General features: G+C 66.2%; 19 protein-coding genes and 1 tRNA gene. 5 read left to right on the forward strand and 15 right to left on the reverse strand.

Annotation, left to right across the window (positions count from 1 at the left end; all coding sequences use genetic code 11):
- Window positions 1-57 precede the first annotated feature (57 nt).
- The gene (locus O5O54_RS10340; RefSeq protein ID WP_279481418.1) at window positions 58-804 is read left to right on the forward strand and encodes a superoxide dismutase; all 747 of its coding nucleotides are present in this window, start codon (window positions 58-60) and stop codon (window positions 802-804) included.
- 43 nt (window positions 805-847) lie between these two features.
- Here the strand turns inward: O5O54_RS10340 and O5O54_RS10345 are convergent, their stop codons facing one another.
- On the reverse strand, window positions 848-1,381 hold the full coding sequence (locus O5O54_RS10345; RefSeq protein WP_279481420.1) for a BLUF domain-containing protein: 534 nt from the start codon (window positions 1,379-1,381) through the stop codon (window positions 848-850).
- Between O5O54_RS10345 and O5O54_RS10350 the strand changes: the two genes are divergently transcribed.
- Entirely contained in the window at window positions 1,368-2,312 is a 945-nt protein-coding gene (locus O5O54_RS10350; RefSeq protein ID WP_279481422.1) for an HWE histidine kinase domain-containing protein, read from the forward strand. The two genes, O5O54_RS10345 and O5O54_RS10350, sit on opposite strands and share 14 nt — an antisense overlap.
- A gap of 6 nt (window positions 2,313-2,318) precedes the next feature.
- On the opposite strand, the gene O5O54_RS10355 is transcribed toward O5O54_RS10350, so the two are convergent.
- The 9 genes from O5O54_RS10355 to O5O54_RS10395 all read right to left on the reverse strand — a co-directional run bounded on the left by O5O54_RS10355 (window position 2,319) and on the right by O5O54_RS10395 (window position 14,569).
- Entirely contained in the window at window positions 2,319-3,464 is a 1,146-nt protein-coding gene (locus O5O54_RS10355; protein ID WP_279481425.1) for an amidohydrolase, read from the reverse strand.
- 140 nt (window positions 3,465-3,604) lie between these two features.
- Entirely contained in the window at window positions 3,605-3,916 is a 312-nt protein-coding gene (locus O5O54_RS10360; protein WP_279481426.1) for an HU family DNA-binding protein, read from the reverse strand.
- 170 nt (window positions 3,917-4,086) lie between these two features.
- A complete protein-coding gene (gene lon, locus O5O54_RS10365; RefSeq protein ID WP_279481427.1) occupies window positions 4,087-6,507 on the reverse strand; it encodes an endopeptidase La in 2,421 nt (806 codons plus the stop codon).
- Window positions 6,508-6,754: 247 nt separating this feature from the next.
- Window positions 6,755-8,023: an ATP-dependent Clp protease ATP-binding subunit ClpX gene (gene clpX / locus O5O54_RS10370; protein WP_279481429.1), complete on the reverse strand. Its 1,269-nt coding sequence runs from the start codon at window positions 8,021-8,023 to the stop codon at window positions 6,755-6,757.
- Window positions 8,024-8,264: 241 nt separating this feature from the next.
- Window positions 8,265-8,897: an ATP-dependent Clp protease proteolytic subunit gene (locus O5O54_RS10375; protein ID WP_055884034.1), complete on the reverse strand. Its 633-nt coding sequence runs from the start codon at window positions 8,895-8,897 to the stop codon at window positions 8,265-8,267.
- Between the two features lie 145 nt (window positions 8,898-9,042).
- Window positions 9,043-11,457 (reverse strand): mechanosensitive ion channel domain-containing protein, encoded by a 2,415-nt coding sequence (locus tag O5O54_RS10380; protein ID WP_279481433.1) that lies wholly within the window; start codon window positions 11,455-11,457, stop codon window positions 9,043-9,045.
- 186 nt (window positions 11,458-11,643) lie between these two features.
- On the reverse strand, window positions 11,644-13,002 hold the full coding sequence (tig, locus tag O5O54_RS10385; RefSeq protein ID WP_279481436.1) for a trigger factor: 1,359 nt from the start codon (window positions 13,000-13,002) through the stop codon (window positions 11,644-11,646).
- A 238-nt stretch (window positions 13,003-13,240) separates the two neighbouring features.
- Window positions 13,241-14,278, reverse strand: a complete 1,038-nt coding sequence (locus O5O54_RS10390; RefSeq protein WP_279481438.1) for an acyltransferase — start codon at window positions 14,276-14,278, stop codon at window positions 13,241-13,243.
- A 207-nt stretch (window positions 14,279-14,485) separates the two neighbouring features.
- A tRNA-Leu gene (locus tag O5O54_RS10395) sits at window positions 14,486-14,569 on the reverse strand.
- A gap of 354 nt (window positions 14,570-14,923) precedes the next feature.
- Between O5O54_RS10395 and O5O54_RS10400 the strand changes: the two genes are divergently transcribed.
- Both O5O54_RS10400 and trmFO read left to right on the forward strand, forming a co-directional pair.
- Window positions 14,924-15,067 (forward strand): DUF1127 domain-containing protein, encoded by a 144-nt coding sequence (locus tag O5O54_RS10400; protein ID WP_279481440.1) that lies wholly within the window; start codon window positions 14,924-14,926, stop codon window positions 15,065-15,067.
- 176 nt (window positions 15,068-15,243) lie between these two features.
- Complete coding sequence (gene trmFO, locus O5O54_RS10405; RefSeq protein WP_279481442.1) at window positions 15,244-16,659, forward strand: methylenetetrahydrofolate--tRNA-(uracil(54)-C(5))-methyltransferase (FADH(2)-oxidizing) TrmFO; 1,416 nt, start codon at window positions 15,244-15,246, stop codon at window positions 16,657-16,659.
- Window positions 16,660-16,662: 3 nt separating this feature from the next.
- Here trmFO and O5O54_RS10410 read toward each other — a convergent pair whose 3' ends face one another.
- The 5 genes from O5O54_RS10410 to yajC all read right to left on the reverse strand — a co-directional run bounded on the left by O5O54_RS10410 (window position 16,663) and on the right by yajC (window position 22,677).
- Window positions 16,663-18,345: a DUF4153 domain-containing protein gene (locus tag O5O54_RS10410; protein WP_279481443.1), complete on the reverse strand. Its 1,683-nt coding sequence runs from the start codon at window positions 18,343-18,345 to the stop codon at window positions 16,663-16,665.
- A 71-nt stretch (window positions 18,346-18,416) separates the two neighbouring features.
- Complete coding sequence (locus O5O54_RS10415; protein WP_279481446.1) at window positions 18,417-19,247, reverse strand: phytoene/squalene synthase family protein; 831 nt, start codon at window positions 19,245-19,247, stop codon at window positions 18,417-18,419.
- On the reverse strand, window positions 19,244-19,627 hold the full coding sequence (locus O5O54_RS10420) for an Mth938-like domain-containing protein (RefSeq protein WP_279481448.1): 384 nt from the start codon (window positions 19,625-19,627) through the stop codon (window positions 19,244-19,246). The genes O5O54_RS10415 and O5O54_RS10420 overlap by 4 nt, the downstream gene beginning before the upstream one ends.
- Window position 19,628: 1 nt before the next feature.
- Window positions 19,629-22,214 carry a protein translocase subunit SecD gene (secD, locus tag O5O54_RS10425; protein WP_279481450.1) on the reverse strand — a complete coding sequence of 862 codons (2,586 nt, stop codon included), beginning with the start codon at window positions 22,212-22,214 and terminating at the stop codon, window positions 19,629-19,631.
- A gap of 121 nt (window positions 22,215-22,335) precedes the next feature.
- The gene (gene yajC, locus O5O54_RS10430; RefSeq protein ID WP_279481452.1) at window positions 22,336-22,677 is read right to left on the reverse strand and encodes a preprotein translocase subunit YajC; all 342 of its coding nucleotides are present in this window, start codon (window positions 22,675-22,677) and stop codon (window positions 22,336-22,338) included.
- 144 nt (window positions 22,678-22,821) lie between these two features.
- Between yajC and O5O54_RS10435 the strand changes: the two genes are divergently transcribed.
- The gene (locus O5O54_RS10435; protein WP_279481454.1) at window positions 22,822-23,694 is read left to right on the forward strand and encodes an ATP-binding protein; all 873 of its coding nucleotides are present in this window, start codon (window positions 22,822-22,824) and stop codon (window positions 23,692-23,694) included.
- Window positions 23,695-23,753 lie beyond the last annotated feature (59 nt).

Genomic DNA, 23,753 nt, shown 5'->3' on the forward strand with positions numbered 1-23,753 from the left:
ACGCCGGGATCGGGGCACCGTTCCGCAGGAGTCTTTAAGACCCCTGCGGAGTTTTCCATGCGCCGACTGACGACATCCGGATCCATCGCCGTGCTGGCCCTGACGATCGGGGCTCTCGCGCCGACCTTCCCGGCCACCGCACAGCAGAGCGCCCCTGCCGCGAGCGAAGCGGCCGCGCAGACGGAGCCCTTCTCCCTGCCCGAACTCGGCTACGGCTACGATGCCCTGGCCCCTGCGATCGACGCGAAGACGATGGAGCTGCACCACTCCAAGCATCATCAGGCCTTCGTCACGACCCTGAACAACGCGGCCAAGGACGACCCGCAGCTCGCCGGCCAGTCGGTCGAAGAGCTGGTCGCGACGGCAGGCCAGCGCCCCGCCGCGATCCGCAACAATGCGGGCGGACACTGGAACCACACGTTCTTCTGGCAGATCATGGCGCCAGAGGGCCAGCGCGGCGAGCCTTCGCCGGAACTCGCGGCCGCGATCGACGAGACCTTCGGCTCCATGGATGAGTTCAAGAAGGCCTTCCAGACGGCCGGCACCGGCCGCTTCGGCTCCGGCTGGGCTTGGCTGATCGTCGACAGCGACAAGAAGCTCGCCATCACCTCGACGCCCAACCAGGACAACCCGCTGATGGACGTCGCAGAGACGCGGGGCACGCCGGTGCTTGGCAACGACGTATGGGAGCACGCCTACTACCTCACCTACAACAACCGCCGCGCCGACTATCTGTCGGCCTGGTGGGACGTGGTGAACTGGACCAAGGTGTCCGAGAACTACGCGCAGGCCCTCGCCAACTGATCGCGAGGTGCGTCCGGGGGTGCCATGCGGCGCCCCCGGACCTTCAGAGCGTCATCGCCAGCATCACGACATCCACCATGCTGCGGCGGACCATTCCCCAGCTTCCGAAATGGCGTGCTTCGATGAGGCGCCGGTCGATCTCGATGACCTCGTGATGCCGGCCATCGCCACGGATTCGCTCGTAAAGCGCGCTCACGATCTCCGGCGGGCCTTCCAGGATCTGAAGCACGCGGCGACCATCGACTGCGAGCATGCCCGTCACGCCCTGCCGCTCGTTCCGTGCCTGGGACGCTTCCACGATCCGATCGATGCTTTCGGGCGACATGCTTTCGGAAAGAGAGGAAACGTAGGCAATTCTCAGGAACATTCGGGCCTCCAACGCCCCTGACCATTGCCATTCGCACCAGGAGGACGCAAGCAAGAGGCACGCGGCGAAGCGGTGCCGCTCAACCATGAATCGAGACGGAATGAGCGAGCAGGAACGCCTGCGCATCGACAGGGAACTGGACGTCGCCAGTGGGACCACGTCCGATCCCTTCGCTTCGGCGGTGCGCGCCACGCGCATGCCGATGATCATCACCGATCCGAACTCGGACGACAACCCGATCGTCTTCTGCAACGATGCGTTCGTCCGCCTGACCGGCTATGAGCGCGAGGAGATCCTGGGTCGCAACTGCCGCTTCCTGCAGGGGCCGGCGACCAATACGGACGATGTGCGCAAGCTCAGCCGCGCGGTCGAGGCGCGCGAGTCCATCGAGATCGATCTCCTGAACTACCGCAAGGACGGGACGACCTTCTGGAACGCCCTTCTCGTCTCTCCGGTCTTCGAGAACGGGGAGCTGACCTACTTCTTCGCCTCGCAGTTCGACGTGACCGAGCGGAAGCGGGCCGAGGAGCATCGGTTCCTGCTCAATCGCGAACTCGACCATCGGGTCAAGAACACGCTGGCGACGGTGCAGAGCGTGGTCCTCCAGACGCTGCGCGATGCGCAGGTGCCCGCCAACGTCGCCTCGGCCGTTTCCGGGCGCATTCAGGCGATGGCCCGCAGCCACGACGTGCTGACGGCGGAAGCCTGGGCTAGTGCCCTTCTGGCCGACGTCGTGATGGGCGCCCTCGAGCCGCTGCATTCGATCGTCGGCGGCCGGCTCACGGCCGTGGGACCCGACGTGCGCCTCAAGCCACGCATTGCCACCATGCTGTCGCTTGCGGTTCACGAACTGGCCGAAAACGCGCTCAGGCACGGCAGCCTGTCCAATCCCACAGGGCAGATCGACATCCGCTGGGCCGTCCGGGACGACGACCTGGAATTCGAGTGGCGCGAGAGCGGAGGGCCGCAGGTGTCCCGGCCGACCCGAACCGGCTACGGCACCCGCATCGTGGAGCGCGTCCTGGCCGCGGAGTTCGGTGGAACCGCGCGCATCGACTTCGCTGCCGACGGCCTGGTCTTCCACCTGCGCGCGCCGCTCCTGCCGCTCGGGCGTGAAGCGACGATCTGGACCTTTCCGTAAGGGCGATCAGCCGAGGCGGTCGCGGATGACGCGCTCGAACACGCCCGCCCCGATCGGAATGAGCGCATCGGGAAAATCATAGTCGGGATTGTGCAGCCTCGGGTGATCGAGGCCCGCACCGAGAAAGAACATGGCCGAGCGCGCATGATCGGCGAAGCGCCCGAAGTCCTCGGACGCATGCATCGGCTCGCCGGGCTCGTGACGAACGCCTTCGGTGTTCAGCGCCTGCCGAAGGATCTCGACCGCCTCCGGGTGGTTCTCGCTATGGCGGAAGACATCCTCGTAGCCGAGCGAGAGCTCCAGCCCGTGGCGGCAGGCGCAGGCTTGCGCCAGGGCTTCGGCTTCGGCGCAGAGTGCGGCCATTCCCTCGTCTTGCAGGGTCCGCAACGTCGCCCAGACTTCGGCGTATCCCGGCGCGATGCCGAAGGCGGCTTCTCCCAATCGGGCATGCGTGAGGGTCGCCAGCCGAAAATCGCCGTCCAGGGGGCCGCCGGCGCCGAGCTTCGGCAGCGCCTCGAGAAGTTCGATCACCGCTGGCATGGGCGAGAGCCCGTCCCAAGGAGTCGAGGCATGGGCGGTGCGCCCCGTCAGCGCGAGGCGCAAGCCGCGCGAGGCGCAGTTCACAGGCCCCTGTCGCAGGGCGACCTCGCCGAAGGCGAGACCGGGCCGGTTGTGAAGGGAAAAGGCGTAGTCCGGCCGCAGGCTCGCATAGCGCGGATCGGCGATCACGCGCGCCGCCCCTTCGCCCGTTTCCTCGGCCGGCTGGAACAGGAGGATGACGCGCCCCCTCGCCGGCCGCTGCCGGTGCAGACGCGCGGCGACGAGCGCCAGGATCGCGCTGTGTCCATCATGACCGCAGAGATGGCCGACGCCGTCGCGAAGCGAGCGATGCGGCCAGGATCCGATCTCCGGGATCGGAAGGGCGTCGAGCTCCGAGCGCAGGAGAAGGGTCGGGCCGTCGTCAGCGCCATGGAAGACTGCAGCGAGCCCATGACCGCCCAGACCGGTCAGGATCTCGTCCGGCTCGAAGCGTCGGAGAAAGTCGGCGACCGTCCGGGCCGTCGCGGCTTCCTCGTTGGAAACCTCGGGATGAGCATGGAGCCGGTGCCGGAGCGCCACGATCTCCGGCAGGAGCGGGTCGGGCTGTCTCATGTCCGGTCATCCAGGCTGGGGCGGCGGGCGGAAAGGCGCTCCGCGACGAAACCGCCCGGCATCGACGATGCTGCCGGACGGCGTGAATGCGGAAAGGACGAAACGTGAGGCGCCTGGGAGGGCGCCACGCGGTCGTCGAATTACTTGCTCTTGGCCTTGGCCTTCGGTGCGGCGGCTTCGACGTTCACCGCGTCCTTCAGGCCCTTGCCCGGCGTGAACTTAGCGACGTTGCGCGCCGGGATGTCGACCTCGGCGCCCGTGGACGGGTTGCGGCCCTTGGAGGCGGCGCGATGCGAGACGGAGAACGTGCCGAAGCCGACGAGGCGAACGTCGTCGCCCTTGGCCATCGCGTCCTGCAGCGCGTCGAACACGGCATCCACGGCCGTGGTCGCGTCCTGCTTCGAAAGCTTGGCCTTGTCGGCCACGGCGGCGACCAGTTCGTTCTTGTTCATGCACAGACTCCAGCGTTGGTTGTAGTCGGACCGACTCGGTGCGACACACTGCGTAAAAGAAGGGTGGCCTTCAAGGCCGAGATGGGGCCAAACCCGCGGAAACAAGGCCTTTGAACGAAAAATGCCGCCCGGAGGGCGGCATTTTCTGCATTTTGGAGGTCCACGACGCCTCAGTGCGCCATGGCGCCCTGCGAATCGTCGGCCTTGTCGCCGATGCGGGCGGCGGTTTCCTCCTCCGACCACTCGATCGCCTGGGGCATGCGGATCAGCGCGTGCTGGAGCACCTCGCCCATGCGGGCGACCGGCACGATCTCCAGGTTGTTCTTCACGTTGTCCGGAATGTCGGCCAGATCCTTGGCGTTCTCGGCCGGGATCAGGACCTTGGTCATTCCGCCGCGAAGAGCGGCCAGGAGCTTCTCCTTGAGGCCCCCGATGGGCAGCACCCTGCCCCGCAGCGTCACCTCGCCGGTCATGGCGATGTCGCGGCGGACCGGAATGCCGGTCATCACCGAGATGATCGCCGTCGCCATCGCGATGCCGGCGGACGGACCGTCCTTGGGCGTCGCGCCTTCGGGCACGTGGACGTGGATGTCCCGCTTCTCGAAGAGCGGCGGCTCGATGCCATACTCGATCGCGCGGCTCCGGACATAGGACGCGGCGGCGGAGATGGACTCCTTCATCACGTCCTTGAGGTTGCCCGTCACCGTCATCTTGCCCTTGCCGGGCATCATGACGCCTTCGATCGTCAGGAGTTCGCCGCCGACCTCGGTCCAGGCCAGACCCGTGACCACGCCGACCTGATCCTCGGCCTCGGCTTCGCCGTAGCGATAGCGCGGCACGCCGAGATAGTCGGCCAGGTTCGCGGCCGAAACCTCGACCTTGGTCACCTCGCCCTTGAGGATGCTCGTGACGGCCTTTCGCGCCAGCTTGGACAGCTCGCGCTCGTAAGAGCGCACGCCGGCCTCGCGGGTGTAGCGACGGGCGATGTCACGCAGCGCATCCTCGCCGACCGAAAACTCGTGCGGCTGGAGCGCGTGATCCTTGATCGCCTTGGGCAGGAGGTGCCGCTTGGCGATCTCGATCTTCTCGTCCTCCGTGTAGCCGGCGATCCGGATCAGCTCCATGCGGTCCATCAGCGGACCCGGGATGTTGAGCGTATTCGCCGTCGTCACGAACATCGTGGACGAGAGGTCGTACTCGACCTCCAGATAGTGGTCCATGAACGTGGCGTTCTGCTCGGGGTCGAGGACCTCAAGAAGGGCCGACGACGGATCGCCCCGGAAGTCCTGGCCCATCTTGTCGATCTCGTCGAGCAGGAAGAGCGGGTTGTTGCGCTTCGCCTTCTTGAGCGACTGGATCACCTTGCCGGGCATCGAGCCGATATAGGTCCGACGGTGGCCGCGGATCTCGGCCTCGTCGCGCACGCCGCCGAGCGCCATGCGGACGTATTCACGCCCCGTGGCCCGCGCGATCGACTTGGCGAGCGAGGTCTTGCCGACGCCCGGAGGGCCGACGAGGCAGAGGATCGGACCCTTGAGCTTCGCCTGACGGCTCTGCACGGCCAGATACTCGATGATCCGCTCCTTGACCTTGTCGAGGCCGTAGTGCTCCTCCTCGAGGATCTCCTCGGCCTTCTTGAGGTCGATGCGAACCTTAGAGGCCTTGCCCCAGGGCAGGCCCAGCAGCCAGTCGAGATAGTTGCGCACCACCGTCGCCTCGGCCGACATGGGGCTCATCTGCCGCAGCTTCTTCAGCTCGGCCGAGGCCTTCTCCTTGCCTTCCTTGGAGAGCTTGGTCTTCTTGATGCGCTCCTCGATCTCGGCGAGCTCGTCGCGGCCTTCCTCGCCGTCGCCCAGCTCCTTCTGGATCGCCTTCATCTGCTCGTTCAGGTAGTACTCGCGCTGGGTCTTCTCCATCTGGCGCTTGACGCGCGAGCGGATGCGCTTCTCCACTTGGAGAACCGAGATCTCGGCTTCCATGAAGCTGAGGGCGCGCTCCAGGCGCTCCTGCACGCTGACGATCCCGAGCATTTCCTGCTTTTCGGGGATCTTGATCGCCAGATGCGAGGCCACCGTGTCGGCGAGCTTGGAATAGTCGTCGATCTGTCCGGCCGCGCCGACGACCTCGGGCGAGATCTTCTTGTTCAGCTTGACGTAGTTCTCGAACTCCGAGATCACCGAGCGAGCCAGCGCCTCGACCTCGACCGGATCCTCCTCGACCTCCGGCACGATGGTCGCGTTCGCCTCGTGCCAGTCGGTCCGGTCGGTGAAGCCGGAGATGCGGGCGCGCGAGACGCCCTCCACCAGCACCTTCACCGTGCCGTCGGGCAGTTTGAGAAGCTGGAGGACGTTGGCCAGCGTGCCGAGATCGTAGATCGCGTCGGGCGCGGGATCCTCGTCGCCAGCGTTCTTCTGCGTCGCCAGTAGGATCTGCTTATCGGCGCCCATGACCTCCTCGAGAGCCCGGATGGACTTCTCGCGCCCGACGAAGAGCGGGACGATCATATGCGGGAACACCACGATGTCGCGGAGCGGCAGAACCGGATACTGACCGGCCTCGCCGGTGGCGGCAGGGAATGTCTGGTCTGACATGCTTGTCCTTTCTGCGGCTTATGCCGCCGGAGGCCCTTTCGGATCGGCCCATTTGGCACCGGATCGAAAGGCCTCTTCGCACTGGCAATGTGGTCGCCGTTCCCCCTCCGTTCAACCCATCGCAGGTGGCGGGATCCGTTCGGGAGGTGAACGGTGCGGTCGTGAAACCGCTCCTTCGAAAAGTTAAGCCCGCCCCGGCGCTCCGGAGCGGGCTCAGATGGTTCAGACGATCCGGTCGGAGCGTGCGTCAGGCACTCGCGGTCTCTTTCTCGTCCTTGCGGTCCGAGTAGATGTAGAGGGGCCGCGCGTTGCCATCGATGACCTCTTCCGAGATCACGACCTCCTGCACGCCTTCCAGCGTCGGCAGATCGAACATCGTGTCCAGCAGCATGGCTTCCATGATGGAGCGCAGGCCGCGGGCGCCGGTCTTGCGCTCGATCGCCTTGCGGGCGATCGCCTTCAGCGCGTCCTCATGGAAGGAGAGCTCGACGTTCTCCATCTCGAAAAGCCGCTGGTACTGCTTGACCAGGGCGTTCTTCGGCTCGACCAGGATCTGGACCAGCGCAGGCTCATCGAGATCCTCCAGCGTCGCGAGGACCGGCAGACGGCCGACGAACTCGGGGATCAGGCCGAACTTCAGGAGATCCTCGGGCTCAACCTTGCGGAAGAGCTCACCCGTGCGTCGATCCTCGGGGCTCTCGACATTGGCGCCGAAGCCGATCGAGGTCTTGCGGCCGCGATCCGAGATGATCCGGTCGAGGCCCGCGAAGGCGCCGCCGCAGATGAAGAGGATGTTGGCCGTGTCCACCTGCAGGAACTCCTGCTGCGGATGCTTGCGGCCGCCCTGCGGCGGGACCGAGGCCACGGTGCCTTCCATGATCTTCAGGAGCGCCTGCTGGACGCCCTCGCCCGACACGTCGCGCGTGATGGACGGGTTGTCCGACTTGCGGCTGATCTTGTCGATCTCGTCGATGTAGACGATGCCGCGCTGCGCGCGCTCGACGTTGTAGTCGGCCGACTGCAAGAGCTTCAGGATGATGTTCTCGACGTCCTCGCCGACATAGCCGGCTTCTGTCAGCGTCGTCGCGTCCGACATCGTGAAGGGCACGTCGAGGATACGGGCGAGAGTCTGCGCGAGCAGCGTCTTGCCGCAGCCGGTCGGGCCGATCAGCAGGATGTTGGACTTCGCCAGCTCGACGTCGTTGTTCTTCGACGCGTGGGCCAGGCGCTTGTAGTGATTGTGGACCGCGACGGACAGGACCTTTTTGGCGAAGGACTGGCCGATGACGTAATCGTCGAGGACCTTGATGATCTCCTGCGGGGTCGGCACGCCCTCGCGCGACTTCACCATGGAGGACTTGTTTTCCTCCCGGATGATGTCCATGCAGAGTTCGACGCACTCGTCGCAGATGAAGACCGTCGGCCCGGCGATCAGCTTGCGGACTTCGTGTTGGCTCTTTCCGCAGAAAGAGCAGTAGAGCGTGTTCTTGCTGTCGCCGCCGCTCACTTTGCTCATCGTTCTTCCTTCCGTTCCGCACCCCGGACGTGGAGGTTCGGAGATAGGTCGAGTGACCCGTGACTCATCCTATGCTGCAACGCGCACAAAGCAACCGCCTGTCACGAACGCGATTCCGGCCTCGACCCTCTCGCATCCGTGACAGTCTAGCGACGCTATCCTTGATCGACGCTTAATACGGGCCAAGCTGGAGATGCTATGGCCGCCTCGTGGCGAGATCAAGGAAAGGAGCACGAAAGGCTCAGGACGAGATAGCCGCCTCGACCGCCTCGCGCGTCGAGTGCACCTTGTCGATCAGGCCGAAGTCCTTGGCCTCGTCCGCCGTCATGAAGTGGTCACGATCCAGCGTCCGTTCAATGGTCTCGTAGTCCTGGCCGGTGTGCTGGACGTAGACCTCGTTGAGGCGGCGCTTCAGCTTGATGATGTCGAGCGCATGACGCTCGATGTCCGACGCCTGGCCAGAGAAACCGCCGGACGGCTGGTGCACCATGATGCGCGCGTTGGGGGTGGCGAAGCGCATGTCCTTGTGGCCGGCGCAGAGAAGCAGCGAGCCCATCGACGCCGCCTGGCCGATGCAGAGCGTCGACACGGCCGGCTTGATGAACTGCATCGTGTCGTAGATCGCCATGCCGCTCGTCACCACGCCGCCGGGCGAGTTGATGTAGAGCGCGATCTCCTTCTTCGGGTTCTCGGCCTCGAGGAAGAGGAGCTGGGCGCAGACCAGCGTCGCCATCCCGTCCTCGATCGGGCCGGTGATGAAGATCACGCGCTCCTTCAGGAGGCGGGAGAAGATGTCATAGGCCCGCTCGCCCCGGTTCGTCTGCTCGACGACCATCGGAACAAGGTTCATCATGGTCTCGACGGGATGCTTCATGGTGGTCTCTCGTGAAGGGGGGCCGGCCGGCGGCTTGCCGGTCGAATCGGGCTTCGTTACTTCGCTTGCCTAGATAGGGTGCGCGGGGCGGCCAGCGCAAGCAGCGCCATCGGCACGGGGAAAGCTCCGCGCAGGCAGGCCGGATTCATCGTGAAGGATCCCCTTCGTCGCCGTCGTCGTCCTTCGGGTCGGGCGGGATCATCGTACCGTCGGGGTTGCGCGTGACGACCTGGATCTCGTTGTCGCTCAGTCGTCGGCGGTCCTGCGACGATCGCGCCTCGCCCCTCCCCGCGGCCTCGACGACCGGCGCTTCGAGGCCGGCGACCCGAAGTGGCGGGGCGTCGTGCGCCTTCGTCTCGCCGAACCAGACCGTCGTCTGCGGGAACGGGATTTCGATGCCGCGTTCGTCCATCAGGCGCTTGATGAACTCCCGGTAGAGCCGGCCGACGCCCCATTGCTTGCCGGGAAGCGTGCGGATCCGGCCCCGAATGACCACCGCGTTGTCACCCAGCATCTCGACGCCCAGCATCTCGAAGTCGGCAATGATGCTGACGCCCTCGCCGCTTTCGCGCACGCGTTGGAAGGCTTCCTGCATCAGCGCCTTCACCTCGGAAACGTCCTCGCGGTAGGCAACGGACACATCGGCGACGAAATGCGAGAAATCCTTCGTCATGTTGGCGACCTGATCCACGGAAGAGAACGGGATCAGGTGGTAGGTCCCGTCCACCGAGCGCAGGCTGACCGAGCGGATCGTTAGCTTCTCCACGACGCCCGACACCCCGCCGAGCTGCACGACGTCGCCTTCGTTGAGCGCGTTCTCGATCTGGATGAAGGCGCCGGTGATGATGTCCTGCACCAGCTTCTGCGCGCCGAAGCCGACTGCGAGGCCGACGACGCCGGCGCCGGCCAGGAGCGGCGCGATGTTGATGCCGATCTGCGAGAGCACCAGCATCAGCACGATCAGCGCCAGAGCGATGGTCAGGGCATTCCGGAACAAGGAGAGCAGCGTGCGCTCGCGCGCCGTCGGCACCGAGCCGAAATTCGGATTGAGCCGGTATTCGACCCAGGACGAGAACACGAGATGGATCGCGAAGCCGACGGTCAGGATCACTAGCGCGCCGACGAGACCGGTTGAAAAGCGCTGACCGAGCTGGCTGGAGGCGAAGCTGTCGAGCTCGATGATGGACCAGGCATCGAGGATCACACCGACAACCACCCCGATCGTGATGACCCGCAGAACGAGAAGCATCTTCGGGATGAAAGAGTTGATCCGGCGCTCCAGAAGCGGAAACCGCTCCCGCGTGGCCGTGGACACGCGGATCCCCCGCGCGATCACCTTGGTCAGGATCGAGACGACCAGCCCTCCGACCGCCATCGCCGCGACGGAAATCAGGGACGCGCCGAGCATGAACTGGAAGCCGTTGCGCGGGCTCGAGATCCACAGGGCGAAGAGCGCCGTGACGAAGGACGCGCCGAGTAGCCACCACACCGTGCCAAGGAGATGGTAGAAGCGCGCCTGCGGGTTGCGGGCGCCCTCGCGATAGGAGCGCTGCAGCCTTGCCTTCACCCGCTCGCGATTGGCGAGGATCAGCCAGAGCGTGAACAGGAACGAGGCCGTTACGACCAGGAACCGCACGGCGTTGGCGGCTACGAAGCTGGAGATGGATTGCACGACCGGCGCCACGAACAGGAACGTGTAGCCGAGGAGGGTGATGACGAGCGCGAGGCGCCGATACCAGTAGCGCGCCTGACCGTCGCTGAATGGGGTCAGTCGTAGCGCGGGGACGTGCGGCGAGACGAAGGCGGCAAGGCCCACCTTGATCAGCTCCGTCAGCGCGAAGGCGTTCAGGAACAGCGCCTCGTTGATGTCCGGAGGCCCGCCCGTCAGGAACAGCGAGGTGGCGTGGCCCGCCGCCGCCGCGAGGATCACCGTCAGGGCGTCGGCCAGCATCGCGCCGGCAGCCAGCGCCAGGCGCAGGACGGGCGCCTTGGGCTTTGCCTTGGATCCGAGCCAGCGCGCGAAACGCGCCCGAAGGATCGACAGGAGGCCAAGCGACAGGAGCGTCGCGAAGGCGATGGTGGACACCGGCAGGATGGCGCTCCACACCCGCGGCAGGTTGATGTGGGTGGCGCCGGACAGAAAATAACCGGCCTGGGTCGCAAGGGCGCCCACCTCGTTCGCTCCCTGCTGAACGGCCGCGACCGCCGAGCGCGTGTAGCTCGCCAGATGCGCCGGCACGGAGTTGGCGAGGTCTCCCTCGGCTGCCAACACCGACGTCTCGCCGCCCTGTGCCGCTTGGGCCGTCGGCTGATAGGCTGTGGCCTTGAGAGATTCGATCAGCCGGTTTCGCGTCTCTTCGGTTTCGAGGATCCGAATGAGATCGTCGAGTTCCTGTCGCTGCTGCTCGGACGGGGCGTCCGCTTCGGCCTGCGGGGTCTCCGCTGGCGAAATGCTTGGCAGGAGGTTCGTTTGGGCAGAACTTGTTCCGCCGCCGATCAGGAAGGCGAACAAGAGAAGAAGCGCCAGAAGCGGCACTCGGACAACGGTGTGTCGGATCATGAAGCTCCGGTCCGTGGGAGGCATGGCTGGGCGAAGGTCGGCCGCAGTCGAGGCGCCCGGTCGATTCACCTGCCGAACTAGAGTCCGGATGCGACGATGCCATGGCATCCGCGCGAATCTCTTCGCAGATGCGAACAAAAAAGGCCGCCCCGAGGGGCGGCCTTCGAAATCTCGATGCAGGAAGCCTCAGGCGGCCGAGGACAACTCTTCCTCGTCGTCCTTCATCAGCTCTTCCTTGGTGACGGTCTTGTCCGTCACGTCGACCGTGGCGAGGAGGTGGTCGACCACCTTCTCCTCGTAGATCGGCGCGCGCAGGCTCTGGATCGCCTCCGGCGTCTTGCGGAAGTAATCGTAGACCTGCTGCTCCTGACCGGGATACTGGCGGACCTGATCGATCACCGCGCGCTGCAGTTCCTCGTCCGACACGGTGACGCCGGCCTTCTCGCCGATCTCCGAAAGGACGAGGCCGAGACGGACGCGCCGCTCGGCGAGCTTGCGGTACTCCGCGCGCGCCTTTTCCTCGGTCGTGTCCTCGTCCTCGAAGGTCTTGCCGCTCTGCTCGAGCTCGCGCGACACCTGGTTCCAGATGTTGTTGAACTCGGCTTCGACGAGCTTCTCCGGCAACTCGAACGAGTACTCGGCGTCGAGCTGGTCGAGAAGCTGGCGCTTCACCTTCTGGCGCGTCGCCTGGCCGAACTGGCTCTCGATCTGGCCGCGCACGATCTCGCGCAGGCGGGCGATCGACTCGAGGCCGAGCTTCTTGGCCATCTCGTCGTCGAGTTCCATCGCGTCCGGCGCGGCGACCGCCTTCACGGTCACGTCGAACACCGCGTCCTTGCCGGCGAGATGCGCGGCGCCGTAGTCGGCGGGGAACGTCACGTTCACCTGCTTCTCGTCGCCGGCCTTTACGCCGACCAGCTGGTCCTCGAAGCCCGGAATGAACTGGCCCGAGCCGAGCACGAGGTTGGAATCCTCGGCCGAACCGCCCTGGAACGCCTCGCCGTCGACCTTGCCGACGAAGTCCATGGTGACGCGGTCGCCGTTTTCGGCCGCGCCGTCTTTGGGCTGGAAGGTGCGCGCGCTCTCGGCGATGCGCTTCACCTGCTCCTCGACCTCCTCGTCGGCGATCTCGACCACCGGACGCTCGATCTTGATGCCGTCCGTCTCCTTCAGGTCGAAGGTCGGCAGGGTCTCGTAGGCGACGGTGAAGCGGAAGTCGCTCTCGCCGCGCAGGACCTTCTCGGCCTCGCCCTCGTCCTCGGTCATCTGGATTTCGGGCATCATGGCCGAGCGCTCGTTGCGCTCCGCGATCACCGAACGCGGCGTGTCGTTGATGATCTGGTTGACGATCTCGGCCATGACCGAGCGGCCATAGGACTTGCGCATGTGGCTCATCGGCACCTTGCCGGGGCGGAAGCCCTTGAGCTTGACCTGGTCCTTGATCTCGAAGAGGCGGGTCTGCAGCCGCGCTTCCAGATCGGACGCCGGCACGACGATCTCGATCTCGCGCTTCAGGCCTTCGGCCTTGGTTTCCCTAACCTGCATCGTCAACCCTTCATGGTCTCGACCGGCGACCGTTCGATCCCGCCGCCGATCCTGATTGAATTTCGTTGTTGCCGCTCTGGCGCGGGCCGGGGAACCAGCCCCGCCACGCCGCAGTCAGGCGGACTGCATACCCGCCACCCGGCCATCGGCGCCTTTTAGTTGAGGGGGCCTAGGGGATCAAGGGGCTATGCCCGCCGAGCGCGCGCGTGTCCGTGCGGCACCGCACGCTTCGTGCGGGTCAGTTCGATGCGCTCGCTTCGCGAAGCCCGGCCGAGCCGCCCCGCCCCCTGCCGCGGGTCAGCTCGAGGATCGGCCGCTCCAGGAAGCGCCAGGACAGCATCGATAGGGGAACGGAGATGCCGGCCGTCAGCACGAAGTTCTCCAGCGGCCCGAAACCCGCGACATAGAAGATCGCGGCCAGCGGGAAGTGATAGAGGTAGAGACCGTAGGAGATGCGCCCGAGATAGGTCAACGCCGGCAGGGACAGGGCATCGTTCAGCGTCGTCGCGGAACCGCCGATCACGCCGAGGATCAAGACGGCCGAGATCGCGTTGGACCAGTAGTGCTCCCAGGTCGAGGGGACGAACAGGGCGCAGGCGAAGCCTGCCGTGGCGGCCCAGGTCACCGTCGCCGGCAGCTTGAACGACGGGACGGCGCGAAGGGTGACGGCGATCATGCAGCCGTAGAGAAGACCGTCGCCCCGCGCGTCGAGCGACCGCCAGTTCCAGATCGTGTCGTGGGTGGCGTAGCGCGACGTCCAGACGCCGACGACGGCGACCGCCAGGGTCGCCAGAAGCGCCCGCGTGCCCCCGCCGCAGGATCTCACCGCGAAGTAGACGACCGGCCAGAGCAGATAGAACTGCCATTCCGTCGCCAGGCTCCATGTGTGGCCGAAGCCGGTCGGGAAGCCGAGACCCGCCGCCTGGGTGTAGTTGGACACCATCATCAGCGAGGCGGCGACCGATCGCGGCGCGTCCCCGTCGAACCATGGGAAGGCGGTCGCCAGGCCGGCATAAAGAAGACAGGCGAGGATGAGCGCCGGGTAGAGACGAAAGAAGCGCCGCTTGAAGAAGCCTGGAAAGAAGCGCGTGGGGCCGTCGTCATAGCCGCGGGCGATGATGTCGGTGATGAGAAACCCACTGAGAACAAAGAACAGATCGACGCCGATCCGCCCCGCCTCCGGAATGTTGGACGTATGGCAGGCCAGAACCGCCAGAACCGCGATTCCGCGCAGTCCGTCCAAAGGCTCGAAGCGGCCCTCGCCTACCCTCTGCATATCGCCCCCCACAGGATGTCGGGATGGAAATACGCGCCAGAGGCGATGTAACGCAAGCTCTAGTTGAAAATTCCTTTCGCATTTCAACGCCGATAAACGACGATCGTCGCAGAACGATCGCGGAGGATCGCCACCTGTCCGGCGCGGAGGCTCGAAAAGGAGGCGCCAAACATCTTGGCTTCGCGTACAGCAGGGCTGGAACAAGGATGGTGCGGGTGGAGGGACTCGAACCCCCACGCTTTTGGCGCTAGAACCTAAATCTAGTGCGTCTACCAGTTTCGCCACACCCGCAACCGCCACGCTTCGGGCGAGGAAGCGGACGGGCGCCTCTATATCATTCGATCCTTGTGACCGCCACGGCGAAAAGATCGAGCGCTGTTTCGGCTTGGCCCGAGTTGCTGCATTGCACTTGCCTCGCCCTTCTGCGGGGAACGACGGCTGGCCCCAAGCAAGACAATGTTGACCAAGCGTTAATGAAACACGAAGGCGGCGCGCATGAACGCGATTGTGCATTGCACCAATCGCAGGGCTGCCATGCAGCCAAGGGTGTAACTGCCGGCGCTTCAACCGATTATATTCACCTCATCGAAGCGACGCACTGAGGTTTCGCTTCTCCACGACAACCACCGAGCCTTTGGCAAAAAGATGAACATCGTTCGCTCCTACAACAACTGGCGTCGTTACCGCGAGACCTGCGCGGAGCTGAACCGTCTTTCCAGCCGCGAGCTGTCCGATCTCGGCATCGCCCGTTCGGACATCCGCGAACTGGCCCGCCAGGCGACGCGCTGAGATAGAATTCCGCTTTCGCGAAGGCCCATCCTCCTCCCAAAGGGCCCGAGCGGATCCGAGCCTGCGGTCTCCTCCTCCCATCCGCAGGCTTCCAAACGACACCCGCCGGTCCTCCCCCGGCGGGTGTTGTTCTTTGTGGGTGTTCCGTGCACGGCCGGCCGGTGCTATCAAGCCGCATGACACACGATCCCATCCACATCGTCGGCGGCGGCCTCGCCGGTTCCGAAGCCGCTTGGCAATTGGCGCAGAGCGGCGTTCCCGTCATCCTGCACGAGATGCGCGGCACCCGCGGCACCGACGCGCACAAGACCGACGCGCTGGCCGAACTGGTCTGTTCCAACTCCTTCCGTTCCGACGACGCCGAGACCAACGCCGTCGGCGTGCTCCATGCCGAGATGCGGCTGGCCGGCTCCCTGATCATGCGCTGCGCCGATGCGAACCAGGTACCGGCCGGCGGCGCGCTGGCGGTGGACCGCGACGGGTTCGCCGACGCGGTGACGGCCGCGCTCGACGCCCATCCGCTGGTGAGCGTGGTGCGAGAGGAAGTTGCGACGCTGCCGCCCGCCGAATGGGGTCGCACCATCGTCGCCACCGGCCCCCTCACGGCCGAAAGCCTTGCCGAGGCGATCCGGGCCGAAACGGGCGCCGACGCCCTCGCCTTTTTCGACGCGATCGCCCCGATCGTCCATTTCGACTCGATCGACATGGACAAGGCCTGGTTCCAGTCGCGCTACGACAAGGTCGGACCGGGCGGCACCGGCAAGGACTACGTCAACTGCCCCATGGACCGGGCACAGTACGAGGCTTTCGTCGCCGCGCTCGTGGCAGGCGACAAGACCGAGTTCCGCGAGTGGGAGGGCACGCCCTATTTCGACGGTTGCCTGCCGATCGAGGTGATGGCCGAGCGCGGCCCGGAGACGCTGCGCCACGGGCCGATGAAGCCGATGGGCCTGACCAACGCGCACGAGCCGACCGTCAAGGCCTACGCCGTCGTGCAGCTCCGCCAGGACAATGCGCTGGGCACGCTCTACAACATGGTCGGCTTCCAGACGAAGCTGAAATACGCCGAACAGGTGCGCATCTTCCGCACCATTCCTGGCTTGGAAAACGCCGAGTTCGCCCGGCTCGGCGGCCTTCATCGAAACACCTACCTCAATTCGCCGACGCTGCTCGACGGCACGCTGCGCCTTCGGAGCCGGCCTTCGCTGCGCTTCGCCGGACAGATCACGGGCTGCGAGGGCTATGTCGAGTCCGCCTCCGTCGGCCTGATGGCCGGCCGGTTCGCTGCAGCCGAGGCGCTTGGCCGCCCGGCCGCGCCGCCCCCGCCGACGACGGCCATGGGCGCGCTTCTCGCCCATATCACCGGCGGCCACCTGGCGACCGAGGAAGAGGGCGGCAAGCGCTCCTTTCAGCCGATGAACGTCAATTTCGGCCTGTTTCCGCCGGTCGAAGTGCCACGCGAAGAGGGCAAGCGCCTGCGCGGCAAGGAGAAGACGATCGCCAAGAAGCGCGCCCTGTCGCGCCGGGCGCTGAGCGACTTCTCGGCCTGGCTCGCGGGCGAACGCGACGCGTTGCCGGTCGCCGCGGAATAGGTTTCAGGGGCCGGCCCATTCGCCGTGGCGAAGGGCGAGCCATCCCTGGACGAGGACCGGTTGGCCGGCCGCGTTCCAGCGTGCATGGGTCACGCGCAACCGGATATCCCGCCCCTCCGCGGAGCGAAGGTCCAGAACCAGCATCGGCAAGGTGGCTCCCTCGTCACGAGGGGCCGCTTCCAGTGCGGCTGCGAGAGCGAACCGATCGGTCCGGCCGCGATAGGTGACGACGAGCTCGCCGCCATCGAGGCTGGTCGGCGGCACCGCGTCGCCCGCATGGGCCGAAGCGCTGATCGGCGCGAGCATGCGGTCGAAGCCGCCGGTGTCCCAGGCCTCCTCGATCGAGAAGCTCTGATCCCGCTCCTGCACGGTCTTTGCCTCCGCCACCGCGGCGGCGTCGAGGGCGCGGCGGAGATCCGCCAACCGTTCGGCGGGTCCGACGCCGGCAAAGGCGCCGAGCACTTGAGCCAGTCGCTCTTCTTCGGCCACGTCCTCGATCGCGCCGATCCGTGACTGGAGTTCGGCCCGTGCGGCGCCGTCCAGGCCGCGCGTCGCTTCCGGCCCGCGTTCAAGGACGCTGCCGTGGCGGAGGACGATCAACGCCGTCTGGCTTCGCCCGACCGTGTCGGCGACACCCCAAGGGCCGAAGGTCGAGAGCACCAGAAGGATCGGCGCTATCGCGACGATCGCGCGAATATCCCCCCGCGTCCTCGGCAGGACTTGAAGGAAGACCGCGATCGCTGCCGCGAGCCCGTAGACGGCGGAGAAGTAACGCTCGATCGTCCAGCCCTCGCTGCCGACGCGTAGCGCCAGCGCATAGCCGAGAAGCGCGAGCGGAACGACAAGCATGGTGGCCCAGAACCGCGCGAAGAAGCGTGCCGGGTGCGGAAGGTCGGCTAGATAGGGCTCGAGCCCGACCCGCAGCGAGAGCATGAAGCCGGAATAAAGAAGGACGATCCAGCCGATCTCGTTGGTCGGCACGTCGCCTGTCAGAACGATCCGCGCGGCGTAGACGTGGATGATTACGCCCGCCGCCAGGACCAGCGGCGCCGTGACCCATTCGAACAGCGGCCGCACGGCGCGCTCCAGCCGCTCGCTCGCACGGTCCTCCGCCGGCGTTTCGTCGGGATGGGGAATGCGCCCCAGAGCGAAAAGCGGCCCCACGAGGGTCAGCCCGGTCGTGAAGAGGTGCGCATAGGCGTCGCCCCCGAGACCGACCCCGAAGAGGGTGCGGATCATCTCGAAAATGGCGGTGAAGCCGAGCAGGAAGATCAGCACCGACAGCCAGCCGAGTGTTGCGCCAAGCGCCGTCCACAGCGTGAAGTCCCAGAAGGCGCGTGAGGAGCCCCGCCCCACGAAGGGCGCCAGCGGCACCGCCGCGACGATGGCGATCGTCAGCGCCGGCCCGGTCAGCAGGAACGGATGCGCGAATCCGACCGCCGCGCCAAGGAGTGCCAGCCCGAAACAGCCCGCAAGCCGCGCCGCACCCAGCCCAGCGCCCCGACTTTCCGCAAACAGCGTGGCGGCAACGGAGGCCGCCGCGCCGGCCGTCAGCGCGAGCAGCGCGCGTGCCCAAGGGTCGGTCGATTCGAGATCGAAGGCGACGGCCCAATTGGCGATGGCGGCGACCACGCAGATCGCCGCGGCGGCGGCGGGAAACCGATAGGTCGCCTGTCCAGCGCGCAAGGCAAGAGATCGAAGGAGACGAACCGGGCGGGACAGGGTGAATCTCACGTCGGACACTCCACGGCGGCGCTTCAGCGCCGCATCGTCCGCCAGTAGAACCAGAGGCGACGGATCGCCTCCCCTCGACCTTCGCCTTTCTGGTCGAGCCCCCGCGCGGCAAACAGGGCCGGCAGGAGAGCGGCGCGAACCGAGCGTGGAAGACGGGGGATCTGCGCCTCGGCCTGGGCCAGGTGCTCGCGGCCATAGGCGAACATGGCTCTTTCAGCGGGATGGGCCTTCGCTCCGCCCGCCAGCCAGCCCGACGCGTCGAGCCCGGTCGCGGCCAGAATATCCGCCGGCACGAAGACCTGATGGCGCGAACGATGGCGTTCCACGTCACGCACCGTGAGGGCGGCGCAGGCGGCGACGCCAGCATGGCCTGCGGCGTCCGCGACCTTCGGCGCCTCCGCACGGTCGAGGACCATAGCGGCCAACATCACGATGGCGGACTGCGTTTCGCCGGCATAGGCCTCGAAGTCGGTCCGGCTTCCCATCGGATCGGCGTAGAGATCGAAGATCCGCGCGTCGAGATAGCGATCGAACGCGTCGAGCGGCAGGTCGTAGCGGCGCACCGTGTCGATCAGCGCCGTCGCCACCGGAGAGCCCTGCCCTGCCGCCTCGGCCTCCGTCTCGTCGGCGTTCAGCCGGTCGCGCCACCACTGGAGACGGATCTCGCCGGGCAGCGGCTGGCTGACATGGTCGCGCACGCGCGCCGTCTCCAGCGCGAAGGCGTAGAGCGCCCAGAGTCCGTCCCGCCGGTCGGCGGAGGCGAAGCCGACGGAGACAGCCCGGTCCGGGTCGCCTTCCTGCACGATGCGGGCGCATTCGGCATAGGCGGCGGCGTGCGCCGAGGCGCCGCTCATTCCACCGCCACGAGAGCCGCTGCGACCGGCCGCCCTTCGAGCAGCATGATGTTGAAAGTGCGCACGGCGGCGCCCGTGGACATCGGATCGCAGGAGATGCCACGTTCGCGCAGACGCGCCAGAAGCGCGGCAGGCGGGCGACGGATGTCCTTGCCCGTGCCGAACAGGAGGAAGCGGATGTCGTCCGCCTCGTCCAGCACCTTCATGAGCCGCTCGCCGGAGAATGGCTGCTCCTCGGTCGCCGTCCAGCCGTAGATGCCGGACGGCAGGCAGAGGATCGAGCCGCGATGCGACATGTCGGCGAAGCGGAACCCGCCATTGCCGTAGGCGTCGATCGGGGCACGACGCGGATAGTGCGCGTCGCGAATTTCGCTGCTCACCTCAGGCCTGCCCGGCCCGGGGCGTGTTGCCGATGCGAGTCTTTTCGCCTTCGACGGCTTCCTTCTGATCGCCGCCGCGGATCATCTCCGGTCGAAGCTTGAAGTAGATCAGGACAGGTGCCGCAATGAAGATCGAGGAGTAGACGCCCACCAGCACGCCCGCCAGCATCGGTGCCACGAAGACACGGATCACGTCGCCGCCGAACCCGTAGAGCGCGACGAGCGCGAGCACCAGCGTCACTGCGGTTAGGATTGTTCGCGACAGCGTCTCGTTCAGAGAGCGATCGATGATTTCCGAGATCGGCATCTTCTTGTACTTGCGGAGGTTCTCGCGGATGCGGTCGAACACGACGACCGTATCGTTGAGCGAGTAGCCGACGATGGTCAGAAGCGCCGCGATCGACGTCAGGTTGAACTCGAGTTGCGTCACGACGAGGAAGCCCATCGTCATGGCCACGTCGTGAGCCGTCGCCAGCAGCGCGCCAATGGCGAACTGCCACTCGAAGCGAACCCAGACATAGGCCGCGATCGCCAGAAGCGACGCGCCGACGCCCACGATCGCGGCCCAGGCCAGTTCGCCGGAAACGGTAGGCCCGACGACCTCGACGCGTTCGAACGTGTAGTCCGCCTCCAGCGCCGTACGAACGGCGTTGACGCTCGCCTGCGGCGTCTGGGCATCCTGCTCCTGCACGGCGTAGCGTATGAGAACGTCGCGCGCGGAACCGAACTCCTGGACCTGAACGTCGCCTTCGACGATGGGCGAGAGATCCTGGCGGATCCGTGCGACATCTGCTTCGGGAGCCTTCGAGCGGACCTCGAGCACCGTACCGCCGGTAAAGTCGATGCCGAAGTTGAGACCGCCGACGAACAGGCTGCCGATCGAGACCAGCGACAGGCCGATCGTGATGGCGAAGGCCCATTTGCGGATCGCCATGAAGCGGATGTTCGTGCCGTGCGGCACGAAGGACACCCAGCCCTTCGGCACCTCCTTCGGACGACGCTTCTTCACCCAGAAGGCGACCATCCAGCGCGTCAGCGTCAGCGCGGTGAAGATGGTGGTGAAGATGCCGAGCGCCAGCGTGACGGCAAAGCCGCGCACCGGGCCGGAGCCGAGGAAGAACAGGATCACGGCCGCGATCAGCGTGGTGACGTTGGCGTCCATGATCGTGCCGAGCGCCTTGTTGAAGCCCGCATCGATGGCTTGGATGACGGATCGCCCGTTTCGCCGCTCCTCCAGGATGCGCTCGTAGATCAGGACGTTCGAATCGACCGCCATGCCCATCGTCAGCACGATGCCGGCGATGCCGGGCAGCGTGAGCGTCGAGCCCAGCACCGACAGGAGCGCGACGAGGATGATCACGTTCACCAGCAGCGCGATATTCGCGATGATGCCGAGGAAGCCGTAGGCGATGAACATGAAGGCGATGACGAAGACGCCGCCGATGATGCCGGCGTTCTGGCCGGCGGCGATCGAATCGGCTCCGAGGCCGGGTCCGACCGTCCGCTCCTCAATGATGTCGAGCGTCGCGGGCAGCGCGCCGGCGCGCAGTAGCACCGAGAGATCGTTGGCCGACTGAACCGTGAAGTTGCCCGAGATCTGAGCCTGGCCCCCGAGGATAGGCTCGCGGATATTGGGCGCGGACAGAACCTTGTCGTCAAGGACGATGGCGAAGGGCCGGCCGACATTCTGCTGCGTCACCTCGCCGAAGCGCTGCGCGCCGCGCGAATCGAAGCGGATATTGACCACCGGCTGATTGGTCTGCTGGTCAAATCCGGCCTGGGCGTCGGTCAGGTTCTCCCCGGAGATCATCACCTGCCGCTGCACCAGCACGGGCACCGGCGGCGTATCGTTGGTCTCCAGAAGCTCCGATCCGGCCGGGACGGGCTGCTGCCCCGCCTTCACGGCCTCCGGCGAATTGTTGATGTCGACCAGGCGGAAGGTCAGGCGCGCGGTCTGGTTGAGCAACGCCTTGAGGCGGGCGGGATCCTGGAGACCCGGCACCTGCACCATGATGCGGTCGAGGCCCTGGCGCTGGATGACCGGCTCGGTGGTGCCGAGTTCGTCGACGCGACGGCGCACCACCTCGATCGACTGCGCCACGGCGGTCGAGAGGCGGTAATTGATTCCGGCGTCGGTCAGCGTGAGGCGGAAAGAGCCGGGCTGCGGCTCGACGAGGTCCGTCTCGGTGACGGAGCCGCCGGCGAGAAGGCTGGTGGAAACGGGCGAGGTCAGGTTCTGCAGAGCTGTACGGGCCGCCGCGCCCTGCGTCGGATCGCGCAGGGTGAACTCGATGCCGCCGTCCCGCTCAGTCAGATTCGCGAAGCCCACATTGGCGTTGCGGAGAGAGAGCTGCACGTCGTCGCGCAGACCCTGCAGCCGGTCGTTGACCAGCGAGGCGCGGTCCACTTCGAGAAGGACGTAGGATCCGCCCTGCAGATCGAGGCCGAGCGTCATCGGCCGGTCGGGCAGGAAGCCGGGCAGCGCGTCGCGCTGCGCCTGGGTCAGGAGGTTCGGCATCGCGAACAGGACGCCAGCGACCACCGCGAGCCAGATGAGGACGGTTTTCCAGCGGGAGAAGTGAAGCATGACGTCCTCGACTCATGACGAGGGGCGAGAAGCCCGAAGCCCTCGCCCGCTACCGCCCTCAGGCGGATCGGCTAGGAGAAGACCGGTCGTCCCGGCCTTCCGAATGCAACCCCGAAAGTGGTTATTTCGTGTTGGCCGCGACGGGCTCGCCCTTTGTCCGCACGTCGGCGATCATGGACTGCAGCACACGGATCTTAGTCTGCTCCGAAATCTGCACCTCGAGCTCGCCGTTCTCCATCACCTTCGTCACCTTGGCGATGATGCCGCCGCCCGTCACCACCGTGTCGCCGCGGCGGATGTTGCGGAGCATCTCGTCGCGCTTCTTGGCCGCCGAACGCTGCGGGCGGATGATCAGGAAATACATGATCGCGAAGACCGCGATGAACGGCAGGATGCTGATGAGGATGCTCTCCGGCCCCCCGGCTGCGGCGGCGGTCTGGGCGAAAGCCGTCGTGACGAACATCAACTACTCCTTGGGCAGAACGGAAACGGGCGATGGCGCCCTTCACAAGTCGGCCGCAATATACGAACGGTCCGCCCGATTGCAACATGAGCGGACGGGGCGCCGGACTCCGTTTCGTCGGCACCATAAGGACATAGCGAGACTGTGACCTCGACCGAAGACACCCAGCTCGTTCTCCTGCGTCGCATCGCGGATGCGCTGGACCGCCTGGCCCCCACCCCCCTGCCCGCCGCCGACCTCGCCCGCGCCGACTGTTTCGTGTTCCAGCCGCCGACGACGCTGCAGCCGGTGCCGAAGGTCAACCGGGTGCCGGTCGAGCTCCTGCGCGGCATCGACCGCTCGCGCGAAATCCTGCTGGAGAACACCCGTCGCTTCGCCGCCGGTCTTTCAGCCAACAACGCGCTCCTTTGGGGCGCGCGGGGTATGGGCAAGTCGTCGCTGGTGAAGGCCGCGCACGAATGGACCAACCGGGAGGCGGGAACCGGCGACCGGCCGCTGAAGCTGATCGAGATCCACCGCGAGGACATCGACCACCTGCCCGGCCTGATGCATGTCCTGCGCGCGCAGCCGTTCCAGATTCTGCTGTTCTGCGACGACCTGTCCTTCGACCACGACGACACGAGCTACAAGTCGCTGAAAGCCGCGCTGGACGGCGGCGTCGAGGGGCGCCCGGCCAACGTCCTCTTCTATGCGACCTCCAACCGCCGGCATCTCCTGCCGCGCACCATGATGGAGAACGAGCAGTCGACCGCCATCAATCCCGGCGAGGCTGTGGAGGAGAAGGTGTCGCTGTCCGACCGCTTCGGCCTCTGGCTCGGCTTCCACAAGTGCTCGCAGGACGACTATCTCGCGATGATCGCGGGCTATGTCCGGCAGGCCGGGATCGCCATCGACGCCGAGGCGCTCCGGGCCGAGGCTTTGGAATGGTCCACGACGCGCGGTAACCGCTCGGGCCGCGTCGCCTACCAGTTCGTGCAGGACCTTGCCGGCCGGCTCGGCCACCGGCTCGACATCTGACCCTTGAACGATAAAGGCCCCGACGCTGAACGCCGGGGCCTTTTCGAACCGTCGTCTGT

This window comes from Aureimonas sp. SK2, from assembly GCF_029813115.1.
GTDB lineage: Bacteria > Pseudomonadota > Alphaproteobacteria > Rhizobiales > Rhizobiaceae > Aureimonas.